The following is an 11,985-nucleotide window of genomic DNA, read 5'->3' on the forward strand; positions in this document are numbered from 1 at the left end:
GATGCCGCATTCCGTGCCCGTCCTGCCCGAGGGTGTCGACCCGGCCTGGCTGCCGCCTGCCGCCTTCCGGGCGGTCGGCGGCCGGCGGACCCTGATCCGGGGATCGGGTCCGCTGGTGGAGACGGTGCACGGGGAGGTGGCCGAGGCCTGCCGGCGGTTCGGGGGTCGGGTCGTACGGGACGCCGTGCCCGACGGCGCGTACGACCTGGTGCTCGACCTCGGCGGCGACGACCTCGGCGACGAGGGCTTCGCCTTCGCGCGTGAGGACGGCACGACGACCGTCACCGCCTCCGGTGGACGCGGGCTGCTCTACGGACTGTTCCACGTCGTCCGGCGCGGGGAGGCGGCCTTCACCGGCGCGTGGGCGCGGGAGATCCACCGCCCCGCGCTCGCCCTGCGCATGCTGGACCACTGGGACAACGTGGCCGTCCACCCGGTCATGGGCCAGGTGGAGCGCGGGTACGCGGGCGGCTCGCTGTTCTGGCAGGACGGGAGGGCGCGGCGCGAACTCGACCGTGTGCGGGCGTACGGCAGGCTGCTCGCGGCGTGCGGGATCAACGCGATCTCCGTGAACAACGTCAATGTGCACGCGACCGAGGCGCGTCTGCTGACCGACCGCATCGGTGAAGTCGCCGAGATCGCCGCGGCGTTGCGCCCCTACGGCATCCGCACCCACCTGTCGGTCTCCTTCGCCGCGCCGATCACGCTCGGCGGACTGCCCACGGCCGATCCGCTGGACGAGTCCGTGCGCGACTGGTGGGCGGAGGCGACCCGGCGGGTGTACGAGGCGATCCCCGACTTCGGCGGGTACGTGGTGAAGGCCGACTCGGAGGGGCAGCCGGGGCCGTTCGCGTACGGCCGCAGTCACGCCGAGGGCGCGAACCTGCTGGCGGCGGCGCTGGAACCGTTCGGCGGTACCGTGCACTGGCGGGCGTTCGTCTACGACCACCGCCAGGACTGGCGGGACCGCACGACGGACCGGGCCCGGGCCGCGTACGACCATTTCGTGCTGCTGGACGGGGAGTTCGCGGCCGACGCCGTGCTCCAGGTGAAGCACGGGCCGATGGACTTCCAGGTCCGGGAGCCGGTGTCGCCGCTGCTCGGGGCCATGCCCCGGACCCGCCTCGCGGTGGAGCTGCAGGTCACCCAGGAGTACACCGGACAGCAGCGGCACGTGTGCTGGCTGGGGCCGATGTGGAGCGAGGTGCTGCGGTTCCGGCCCGAGGACACCGGTGTCGGCGGCCTCGCCCGGGGCGGACTCGTGGCCGTGTCGAACGTCGGTGACGACCCGTTCTGGACGGGGCATCCGCTGGCGCAGGCCAACCTCTACACCTTCGGGCGGCTGGCCTGGCAGCCGGACGCCGAGCCGGGCGCGGTGCTCGACGAGTGGATCGGGCTCGGCTTCCCGGACGCCCCGGAGGAGCTCACCGGTGGGCTGCACTCCGTGCTCGACGGTTCGTGGCGGACGTACGAGAAGTACACCGCTCCCCTGGGCGTGGGTTTCATGGTTCAGCCTGGGCACCATTACGGGCCGAGCGTGGACGGCTACGAGTACAGCCCGTGGGGGACGTACCACTTCGCCGACCGGGAGGGCATCGGCGTCGACCGCAGTGCGGCGAGCGGCACCGGCTACGCCGGGCAGTACGGCACGCCGTGGGCCGAGCTGTACGAGTCGCCGGACACCTGCCCGGACGAGCTGCTGCTGTTCTTCCACCACGTGCCGTACGGACATGTGCTGACGAGCGGGAAGACCGTGATCCAGCACATCTACGACACCCACTTCGAGGGTGTCGAGGAGGTGGAGGAGGCCCGGGCGGTGTGGGATGCGCTGGCCGGCCTGGTGGACCCGGCGCGCCACGCCCGGGTGGCTGAGCGCTACGAGGAGCAGCTCCGCAGCGCCCGCGAGTGGCGCGACCAGGTCAACAGCTACTTCCTCCGCAAGTCCGGGGTGCCGGACGGGCGGGGCCGGCGCATCTACTGAAGGATCGCCACGCCGAAGGGGTCGAGGACCAGGGGTTCGCCCTGGTCCACCCGCTTGCCGGTGAGCAGGTCGGTGGCGGTGGTGTGGGCGGTCAGGTGGGCCGGTTCCGGGGAGTGGTTGAGGAGGAAGAGCAGACGGGTGCCGTCCGGGGCGACACGGGTGGCCGTCTCCACCGCCGGGTGGTCCGCGTACGGGCCGAGCAGGTCGTGGCGGGTCAGGATCCGGCGGACGACCTCGTCGACGCCCGGCTGGTCGAGGGCGGTGGCGATGTACCAGCCCTCGCCGTCGCCGTACCGGTTGCGGGTGACGGCCGGGGTGCCCGCGTAGAAGTCGGTGCCGTAGGTGGCGACCGGTTCCGCGCCGCGCGGGAGCACGATCTCGAAGACGAGGCGGGCCTCGGTGCCCAGTTCGGGCACGGGCTGGGCGAACTCCGGCGGCCGGGCGTCCCATTCGTCGACGCGGACGCCCATGAGGGGGGCGAGGGGGCCGGGGACGTCGGTGAGAAAGGCGCGGTCGTGCTCGTCGACGCGGCCGGAGAGGAAGGTCGCCAGGACCGTGCCGCCGCGGGCGGCCACGGCTTCCAGGCGGGTGGCGAGGTCGCCCTTGACCAGGTGCAGGGCGGGCGCGAGGACCACGTCGTAGGGCGTGAGGTCGGCGGTCTGCGGGACGACGTCGACGTCGGCGCCGGCCTCGCGGGCGGCCCGGTAGTAGGCGTGGACCACGTCCGGGTACGTGACCAGCCGGGAGGGGCCGTCGGAGATCTCCAGGGCCCACCAGCTGTCCCAGTCGAAGAGGAGGGCGGTGCGGGCCGGGGTGCGGGCGCCGAGCGTCCGGTCGCCCAGGAGCTCCAGCTCCCGTCCCAGTTCGGCGACCTCGCGGAAGACGCGGGTGTCGTCGCGGCCCGCGTGGCCGATGACGGCCCCGTGGTACTTCTCGCAGGCGCCGCGGGAGGCGCGCATCTGGAAGTAGAGGGCGGCGTCGGCGCCGTGGGCGACGGCCTGGAAGGTGGCGAGGCGGAGTTCGCCGGGCCGCCGGAGCGGGTTGACGTCCCGGCAGGCCGTCGTCGAGGGGGTCTGCTCCATCAGCCAGAAGGGGGCGCCGTCCTTCAGTCCGCGCATCAGGTCGTGGGCGAGGGCGGGCCGGGTCGGCGGGGCGTCGAGGGGCGGGTAGTTGTCCCAGGAGGCGAAGTCCAGGTGGGGCGCCCAGCGGTGGTAGTCGAGGGGGCGGTAGAGGCCCATGAGGTTGGTGGTGACGGGCGTGTCGGGGTCGTGGGCGCGGATCACCTCCTTCTCGGCCAGGAAGCAGCCGAGGAGGGCGTCCGTGGTGAAGCGGAACCAGTCGAGGGTGATGCCCTGGAAGGCGGTGTGGTCGGGGCCGCGCCAGTGTTCGGTGAGGGCGTTCGGCGGCTGGATCTGGTCCCAGCCGGTGTAGCGGTGGGACCAGAAGGTGGTCCACCAGGCGTCGTTGAGGGCGTCGAGGGTGCCGTGCCGGTCTCGCAGCCAGTCCCGGAACGCCTGGGCGCACAGGTCGCAGTAACAGGTGCCGCCGTACTCGTTGTTGACGTGCCAGGCGAGCAGGGCCGGGTGGCCGGCGTACCGTTCGGCGAGGCGCGAGACGAACGCGGTGGCGTGCTCGCGGTACGCCGGTGAGCTGGGGCAGAAGTTGTGGCGCTGGCCGTAGCGGTGCCGGCGGCCCTCGAAGTCAGTGCGGTTGACCTCGGGGTGTCCCGTCGCGAGCCAGGGCGGGAGGGCGGCGGTTCCGGTGGCCAGGCAGACCCGGCGTCCCTCGGCGGCGGCCCCGTCGAGGATGCGGTCCAGGACCGTGAAGTCGTAGGTGTCCACGGCCGGTTGGGTGACGGACCAGGTGAAGACGCCGACGGTGAGCGTGTCGATGCCGGCCCGGGTGAACAGCCGGTGGTCCTCGTCCCAGACCTGCCGCGGCCACTGCTCGGGGTTGTAGTCGCCGCCGTAGCGGATCTTGTGCGTCATGCGGTGAAGTCCTTCCGCGTCTCGCCGATCACGGTCCGGCTGCCGTGCAGCAGGGACAGCAGCAGCGGGGCTGCCAGCAGGGCGGGCAGGGCCTCGGTCAGCAGGCCGGCCGACGTGGCCGTCAGGACCAGCAGGGAGGCGGCGGCGAGGGTGGCGCGGCCGTGCCGGAACAGGAAGCGGGCGGCGAGGCGGGCGGTGTCCCGGGCCCGGAAGGCGAAGAGGGAGGTGAGGACGAGGGCGTGCGCGCCCCAGAGGAGGGATCCCACGCCGATCACCCCGAGCAGCAGTGCCCACCAGCCGGGCAGGCCGGTGGCGGAGAAGTGCGTGAGGGTGAAGGCGATGACCGTCAGCCAGGCCAGCAGGGGTGTCCACAGCTTCAGTGCCGGTCCGGCGTTGAGCCGCCAGCCGCGCAGGTAGGCGCGGGCCGGGTGCAGTTCGGTGAGGTCGCGGCTGCGGTGGTGGAGGGCGTAGAGCGCGGCGGACAGGGCCGGTCCGAGGGGCAGCAGGCACAGGGCCGCGAGGGGGAGGTTCGCCGGGTCGGGGCCGAGCAGGAGCAGTCCGGCCAGGCCCGGGGAGGCGGCGAGGAGGAGCAGTGCTTCGACGGTCAGGAGGGTGTGGATGAGGGCGGAGGCGCGGGAGAGGGGGCCGGTGCCGAAGCCGGAGGTGCGCGCGGCACTCCTGTGGGGCCCTTCCGGCCGAACGGTCGCCGTTCGGCCGCCGGGGGTCATCCGTTCTCCTTCCTGAACCGCTCGTACGCCTTGTTGTGCAGGTCGACGAGTTGCTGCATGTTCTTCGACTTCAGCTCGGCGACATGGGCGTTCCAGTCGGACATCGGGCGCTTGCCGAGGACGAACCGGAGGGTGTTCTGGATGGCGGTGTCCTTGAGCGGGGTGTCCCAGAGCGTCGCCTGCTCCTGCTCGAAGGACTGGAGCGGGTGCGCCGGGTCGACGGGGAGTTCCTTGCGCTCGGACATCACGTCCTGGAACTTCTTCTCGTCCGGGCTGAAGTTGGAGGAGACCAGCTCCCAGCTGCCGCCGTAGGTGAACACGCCGTTGAAGAAGCCGTAGTCCTTCTGGAGGTCCTTCGGGGCGTCCGGGTCGGATCCCATGAGGGAGATTCCGGGCTCCAGCGTGTACGCGGATCCGGACTCGGTGTAAGTGACTCCCTCCACGCCCCACTTGCAGAACTTCTGGCCCTCGTCGGAGTACCACAGCCAGTCCACGAACTGCATCATCGCGACGAAGGTGTCGCTCTTGAGGGCCTTGCTGGAGATCATGACGCCGTTCTCCAGCCGGATACCGCTCAGCAGGACCGGCCCGGCCGGGCCGAGGGGCACCGGGACCATCTCGATCTTCGAGCCCTTGACCTGCTTGGACAGGTTGTAGCGGTAGTTCTGCACCAGCTCCTGGGGGTTGGCGCTGATCGCGTACGACTTCTCCGCGAGGAGCTTCTGCACGGCCTGGTCGTCCTGCTGGGTGAAGCTCTCCGGGTCCAGGAGCTTCTCGGAGACCAGTCCGCGCAGATACTCGACCATGTCCCGGTAGGCGTCCTGGGCGGCGGTGAAGACGAACGTCTGCGCCTTGGTGTCGAAGCTGATGTTGTCGTACGCCCAGCCGGCCTTCACCCCGTAGGCCTGACCGAGGTACTGGAACAGCGCTCCGCAGGGGAACGGGGTGTTGGTGCTCCAGCGGTCGGTCCACGGGTACTTGTCCGGGTACTCCGCCTTGAGCGCCTTGAGGACGTCGTACACCTCGTCCCACGTCGTGGGCAGGGTGAGTCCGTGCTTGGCGAGGATGTCCGTGCGGAAGGACAGGGAGTAGCCGGACCTGGGCTTCTCGTGCAGGCCCGGCAGGAGGTAGTACTTGCCGTCGGACTGGCGGATGGAGTCCAGCTCGGGCTCCAGCTTCCACTTCCTCACCTTGTCGCGGAAGTTGGGCATCAGGTCGACGTACTCGCTGACCGGCAGGATCGCCCCCGAGGACACGAAGGCGACCTCGCCGGGGTGGTACGTCTTGGGGATGATGAAGGGGGCGTCGCCCGAGCCGATGAGGACGCTGCGCTTCTTCTCGTAGTCGGCCAGCGGGACGTCGAGGGGCTTGAGGGTGATCCCGGTGCGCTTGGTGACCTCCTTCCAGAACAGCCAGCCGTTCTTCATCGGATACACCGGGTTGTTGTTGTGCAGCACCGAGAAGGACAGCGGCCGGGACGCCTTGAACCGCTGGCCGGCCCGGTAGTTCTTCATGGCCCCGTCCTGCTTCTTCGACAGGTCCTTGCCGTCGCCGCCGTCGTCCCCGCCGCCGCAGCCGGTGATCGTGGCGAGACCGATGAAGCCGGCCGCGGCGAGCATCTGGCGCCGCGACAGCTGTCCTGCGTTCTTCACGGGAACTCCCTTGTTCCGTAAGTCAGTTGAGGAAAAGTGCGGCGGTCAGCCCTTGACCGCGCCGAGCATCACGCCCGAGACGAAGTAGCGCTGGACGAACGGGTACACGCAGAGGATGGGCAGAGCGGTGAGGACGATGGTCACCGACTGGATGTTCGCGCCGACCTGGCTGAGCTGCTCGGTTCCGGCACCGGCGTTGCCGCCGCCGGTGGCGCCCTGGATGAGGTTGCGGAGGTAGACCGTGACCGGCATCAGCTCGGTCCGGTCCATGTAGAGGAACGCGCTGAACCAGGAGTTCCAGAAGGACACCGAGTAGAACAGCACCATCGTCGCCACGACCGCCTTGGACAGGGGCAGGACGATCCTCAGCAGGACGCCGTAGGTGCTCAGGCCGTCGATCTGCGCGGCCTCCTCCAGCTCCGTCGGCAGGTTCTCGAAGAAGGCCTTCATCACGAGCAGGTTGAAGACGCTGATCGCGTTGGGCAGGGCGATCGCCCACACGCTGTTCTTCAGGCCGAGGCTGGTGACCAGGATGTAGTTCGGGATCAGGCCGCCGGTGAAGAACATGGTGAACACGGCGATGCCGACGAGCAGGCCACGGCCCTTGAGGTGCTTCTTCGACAGGACGTAGGCGTAACAGGTCGTCAGGACCATGGCGACCGCCGTCGCCACGACCGTGTAGAGCACGGTGTTGCCGTAGTTCCGCCAGAACATCGCGTCCTGGAACACGATCTCGTACGTGGTGAGGTTGAAGCCCTTGGGCAGCAGGGTCACCTCACCGGCCCGGATCTGCCGCTCCCCGCTGAAGGACCGCGCGAGGATGTTGACGAACGGGTAGAGGGTGACCAGCACGACGAGCGTGAGGACCACCCCGTTGACGCCCTGGAAGACCCGGTACGCGCGGCTCGGCTTCACCACAGGCTCGTCCCCACTGTGCGGCGTGAGAGCTGGTTGGCGGACGTGATGAGGACCAGGCCGATGATCGCCTCGAACAGCCCGATGGCAGCGGCGTAGCTGAAGCTGTTGGACTCGACGCCGGAGCGGTAGACGTACGTCGAGATCACGTCCGCGGTCGGATACGTCAGCGGGTTGTACAGCAGCAGCACCTTCTCGAAGCCGACCGCCATGAACGTGCCGACGTTGAGGATCAGCAGCGTGATCATGGTGGGGCGGATGCCGGGCAGGGTGACGTGCCAGATCTGCTGCCAGCGGTTGGCGCCGTCGATGCGGGCGGCCTCGTACAGGTCCTCGTCGATCGTGGTGAGCGCGGCGAGGTAGAGGATCGTGCCCCAGCCGGCGGTCTGCCAGACCTCCGAGCCGACGTAGAGGGCGCGGAACCACTCCGGTTCCTGGACGAAGCGGACCGGGTCGTGGCCGAGCAGGCCGAGGACGTGGTTGACCGGGCCGTCGCTCGCCAGCATCTGCAGGGTGATGCCCGCGACGATCACGATCGACAGGAAGTGCGGGAGGTACGACACCGACTGCACGAACCGCTTCAGGGAACGCCGGCGCACCTCGTTCAGCAGCAGCGCCAGCACGATGGGGATCGGGAAGCAGAAGACGAGGGTGAGTCCGCCCAGCCAGAGGGTGTTGCGGAACACCTGCCAGAAGGTGGGATCGCTGAGGAACATCCGCACATAGCGCAGCCCCACCCATTCCTCGCCGAAGAGCGAACCGCCGGGCTCGAAGCGCCGGAAGGCGATGATGTTGCCGATCATCGGCAGATAGCGGAAGACCAGGAAGAACAGCAGCGGCAGGATCGCCAGCGAGTACAACTGCCAGTCGCGGCGCAGCGCCCGCCGCCAACCGGTCCGGGCGTTCGCCCGCTTGCCGCGCCGTGGGGCGGCCCGGGCCGGGGGCTGGTCCTGGGTGCCCGGCGGGGCCGATGTGGTGGACGTGCTCATTGCTCGGGCCTCCCGTGGGCATGGGACGCGGAACCGAAACTTTCGAGCTTCTACCGGTAACTTCGCGGCAACCTAAGGGCACCAGAAAGCGCTGTCAATGGGTACTGCGGCACTCGTACGGGACACCTGGGGCACGTTGGAACACCGCCTGAGCTGGGTATGCCCCCTGAGCCACATGCCCCTACCCCCCCCCGCAAGTTTCTGGATGACCACCGACTCCTGCGAGGTGTCGCCGTGCCCGCGTTCGACCTGCCTCTGCCAGAACTGGAGCGCCACCGCCCGCACATCGAGGAGCCCGCCGACTTCGACGCGTTCTGGCGGAACACCCTGAAGGCGGCCGGGGAGACGGACCCGCTGGTGTCGGTGCGGCCGGTGGAGACGGGTCTCCGGCTGACGCGGACCTGGGACGTGACGTTCCGGGGCTTCGGGGGTGACCCGGTACGGGCGTGGTTCAGCCGGCCCGCGGGGGTGGGCGGACCAGGTGAGCTGCCGCCTGCCGGGGTCTCGGCGTCACCGCACGGCTCGGGACGACCCGGCGAACTCCTCCCTGCCGTGGTCGAGTTCGCCGGGTACGGGCGCGGACGCGGCCTTCCGCACGAGCGCCTGACGTGGGTCAACGCCGGGTACGCGCATCTGCTCATGGACAACCGCGGCCAGGGCGACCAGTACGGGTGCGGCGGTGACACACCCGATCCGCACACCGCCGCGCCGGGCGGCCCCGGGCCGGCGGTGCGGGGGCTGCTCGCCGCCGAGGACTACCACTACCGGCGCCTGATCACGGACGCGGTGCGCGCGGTCGCGGCGGTACGGGCGCTGCCCGGCGTCGATCCGCAGCGGACCGCGGCGGTCGGCAACAGCCAGGGCGGCGGGCTGGCCCTGGCGGTCGCGGGGCTCGTCCCGGACCTGACGGCCGTCCTGGTCACCGCCCCGCTTCTGTGCGGCATCCGGCGTGCCCTGGACCTCACCGACGCGGGCCCGTACGGCGAGATCGCCGCCTACCTCGCCGTCCACCGGGGCGCCGAGGACGCGGCCTGTCGCACCCTCTCCTACGTCGAGGGTGTCTCCTTCGCCCGGCGGGCGCAGGCCCCGGCGCACTTCGGGGTGGGGCTGCGCGACACGGTGTGTCCGCCGAGCGGGGTGTACGCCGCCTTCAACCGCTATGCAGAACTGACCGGCACGGACCCGCACAAGGAGATCCACGCGTATCCGTTCAACGGGCACGAGGGGGGTGAGGCGGTACAGGTGCGGCGGCAACTGGAGTGGCTGCGAAGGGTGTTGGACGAGGCGAGTGACGTCGGCAGGGGTTCGCGGTAGCCGTCCGGGGCGTGTCGGCCCTACGGCGGGGCGTCCTGGGTCGTTACGCGCCCGGGGCCCGCGAGGCACCCGAGACCGTGAGGCGCCCGAGACCACGAGGCCCCGGGCCGTCACTCCGTGATCGGGGACTCCGCGGTGCAACCGCCGGCGGTCACCAGGCCCTCGGCACTCTGCTCCTCGAGCACCCTGCCCTTGTAGGTGATCTTGCAGGTGACCTGGGCGCCTTCGGGGTCCGTGGCGACCGGCATGACGGCCGCGGGCATGATGCCGCGCAGCGTAACCGTCTTCTTCCAGGGCAGCTCCGGCTTCGACACCGACTCGATCTTCGGCTCCATGGCCTTGCCACCGCCGCCGTGGAAGTCGATCGAGTCGATGTTCTTCCCCGTGACCTCGTAGGTGACCTCGTACGTCTCGTTCACCGCCTTGTCGACCTGGTCGACCGCCTCGGAGCAGGAGCTGAGGCCGAGCGCGAGACCGCCGACGGCGACGGAGCAGACGGCTGCACGAAGTGTGCGGTTCACGTGGATCCCCCCGGATCATGATGGTCGGATCCGCAGCCAACCGCAAAGGGAAGGTAAAGTCAACTTGCGCCGACCTGCTGCCTCTTGGGCAGATCGCGGACGATGACCGCCGATTACTCCTCCGCCTCTTTCCAGTGAAGACATTCGGTGTAGTCGAAGTTCCACTTCAGACAGATCTGCATTCTGATCACCGATTTCCGGTCCTTGAATTCGGTGATGATCTTGTCGCCTTCGATCCGGGAGACTCCGACCTTCTCATCGAAGTTGATCTTCATCTCGTTTTCCAGGTCGAGACTGGCCAGCGCGTACTTGCCCTGCGCCTCCGGATACCTGCGGAAGACCTCCTTGATCGCGTCGTGAAATTCCACGTCCTCGGTCGGCATGCACGCCATGACCGCCTCCTGCTTTCCACTTGACGAGCCGTCCACGTATCCGAAGTCTGCGATCACCTCGACGCCCGCGCGCGCGGGCGCCACCCGAACGGGCCCGGCACCACCCGGCAGGCGGGTCGTCGTCACCGGTCGCCGCTTCCCCGGCCCCCACCCTTTCGCCCGAGCCGTTTACTTCTCTGCCGCCGAGCGCTAACTTCCGCAACAGGCGGGGTGGGAGCGCTCCCATAACGGTGGACCGGAACCCGCCCTCGAGTCGCTCCCATCCCGCGCATCCAGGCACACGCATCCGCAGGCCCGACACCCCCACGAACGGATGATGCTGTCATGATCCTGACAAGCAAGCCGGGAGGATCCACGATGCCCCGATTAGCGCTCCCCACCCGGGCCAGAGCCCTCTTCCTCGTGCTGCTCTCCCTCCTCGTCACCGTCCCGGCCCTCGGCCTGGTCATGACGGCCGGTGGGGAGGCGGAAGCGCACGGCACCCCCATGAAGCCCGGCAGCCGCACGTTCCTGTGCTGGCAGGACGGGCTGACCGACACTGGTGAGATCAAGCCGGTCAACCCCGCGTGCCGCGGCGCGCAGCAGGTCAGCGGCACCACGCCGTTCTACAACTGGTTCTCGGTGCTTCGCTCGGACGGCGCCGGCCGCACCCGGGGCTTCGTGCCGGACGGCGAGCTGTGCAGCGGCGGCAACACCAACTTCACCGGGTTCAACACGCCCAGCAAGGACTGGCCGCTGACCCATCTCACCTCGGGAGCGACGGTCGACTTCTCGTACAACGCCTGGGCGGCGCACCCGGGTTGGTTCTACGTCTACATCACCAAGGACGGCTTCGACCCGACCAAGACGCTCACCTGGAACGACATGGAGGCCCAGCCCTTCCTCTCGGTCGACCACCCGCCGCTGAACGGCTCCCCGGGGACGGTCGAGGCCAACTACTCCTGGACCGGCAAGCTCCCGGCCGCCAAGTCGGGCCGCCACATCATCTACATGGTCTGGCAGCGCTCCGACAGCCAGGAGACCTTCTACTCCTGCTCCGACGTCGTCTTCGACGGCGGCAACGGCGAGGTGACCGGCATCAAGGAGCCGGGCAACCCGTCCGAGCCGGTGCCCGGCACCTGCACGGCCACCCGCAGGACGACCGGCACCTGGAACGGCGGCTACCAGTCCGAGGTGACCGTCACCAACACCGGCACCGTCCCGATGCTCGGCTGGATGGTCGACTGGACGCTCCCGGCGGGCCAGAAGGTCGACAGCCTGTGGAGCGGCAGCGCGACCTACAACGGCCAGGCGGTGATGGTCCACAACGCCAACTGGAACGGCTCCCTGGCCCCGGGCAAGAGCACGACGTTCGGCTACGTCGTCTCCGGTTCGGGGGCTGAAAGCACGAGCAGTCCGCCCTGCCGGGTGGGCTGAACCGCCGTACGGGGCGGGCCCGGTGAGCCGAAATCGGCGATCACCGGGCCCGTCGTGCCGTACGGCCGTATCCGGCCGGAGATCACCGG

General features: G+C 69.7%; 10 protein-coding genes. 3 read left to right on the forward strand and 7 right to left on the reverse strand.

Annotated elements, in window-relative coordinates; all coding sequences use genetic code 11:
- Position 1: 1 nt before the first annotated feature.
- Positions 2-1,981 (forward strand): alpha-glucuronidase, encoded by a 1,980-nt coding sequence (locus IE153_RS18555; protein WP_189590792.1) that lies wholly within the window; start codon positions 2-4, stop codon positions 1,979-1,981.
- Here IE153_RS18555 and IE153_RS18560 read toward each other — a convergent pair.
- Genes IE153_RS18560 through IE153_RS18580 form a run of 5 tightly spaced genes read right to left on the reverse strand, consistent with a single transcriptional unit; the run spans position 1,975 to position 8,253 of the window.
- Positions 1,975-3,969 carry a beta-galactosidase gene (locus IE153_RS18560; protein ID WP_189590793.1) on the reverse strand — a complete coding sequence of 665 codons (1,995 nt, stop codon included), beginning with the start codon at positions 3,967-3,969 and terminating at the stop codon, positions 1,975-1,977. The two genes, IE153_RS18555 and IE153_RS18560, sit on opposite strands and share 7 nt — an antisense overlap.
- A complete protein-coding gene (locus IE153_RS18565; RefSeq protein WP_229829043.1) occupies positions 3,966-4,697 on the reverse strand; it encodes a hypothetical protein in 732 nt (243 codons plus the stop codon). The genes IE153_RS18560 and IE153_RS18565 overlap by 4 nt, the downstream gene beginning before the upstream one ends.
- A complete protein-coding gene (locus tag IE153_RS18570) occupies positions 4,694-6,349 on the reverse strand; it encodes an ABC transporter substrate-binding protein (protein WP_189590794.1) in 1,656 nt (551 codons plus the stop codon). Before IE153_RS18570 ends, IE153_RS18565 begins: the two co-directional genes overlap by 4 nt.
- Positions 6,350-6,394: 45 nt before the next feature.
- Positions 6,395-7,267 carry a carbohydrate ABC transporter permease gene (locus IE153_RS18575; RefSeq protein WP_031104941.1) on the reverse strand — a complete coding sequence of 291 codons (873 nt, stop codon included), beginning with the start codon at positions 7,265-7,267 and terminating at the stop codon, positions 6,395-6,397.
- Positions 7,261-8,253 carry an ABC transporter permease gene (locus IE153_RS18580; protein WP_189590795.1) on the reverse strand — a complete coding sequence of 331 codons (993 nt, stop codon included), beginning with the start codon at positions 8,251-8,253 and terminating at the stop codon, positions 7,261-7,263. The genes IE153_RS18575 and IE153_RS18580 overlap by 7 nt, the downstream gene beginning before the upstream one ends.
- A gap of 234 nt (positions 8,254-8,487) precedes the next feature.
- Between IE153_RS18580 and IE153_RS18585 the strand changes: the two genes are divergently transcribed.
- Positions 8,488-9,567: an acetylxylan esterase gene (locus IE153_RS18585; protein ID WP_189590796.1), complete on the forward strand. Its 1,080-nt coding sequence runs from the start codon at positions 8,488-8,490 to the stop codon at positions 9,565-9,567.
- A gap of 110 nt (positions 9,568-9,677) precedes the next feature.
- On the opposite strand, the gene IE153_RS18590 is transcribed toward IE153_RS18585, so the two are convergent.
- Positions 9,678-10,088 carry an MmpS family transport accessory protein gene (locus IE153_RS18590; RefSeq protein ID WP_189590797.1) on the reverse strand — a complete coding sequence of 137 codons (411 nt, stop codon included), beginning with the start codon at positions 10,086-10,088 and terminating at the stop codon, positions 9,678-9,680.
- A gap of 113 nt (positions 10,089-10,201) precedes the next feature.
- A complete protein-coding gene (locus IE153_RS18595; protein WP_229829044.1) occupies positions 10,202-10,606 on the reverse strand; it encodes a hypothetical protein in 405 nt (134 codons plus the stop codon).
- A 198-nt stretch (positions 10,607-10,804) separates the two neighbouring features.
- Here IE153_RS18595 and IE153_RS18600 point away from each other — a divergent pair, with 198 nt between their 5' ends.
- A complete protein-coding gene (locus IE153_RS18600; RefSeq protein ID WP_425912871.1) occupies positions 10,805-11,896 on the forward strand; it encodes a lytic polysaccharide monooxygenase auxiliary activity family 9 protein in 1,092 nt (363 codons plus the stop codon).
- Positions 11,897-11,985: the final 89 nt, after the last annotated feature.

The organism is Streptomyces massasporeus (genome assembly GCF_014648995.1).
Classification (GTDB): Bacteria; Actinomycetota; Actinomycetes; order Streptomycetales; family Streptomycetaceae; genus Streptomyces; species Streptomyces massasporeus.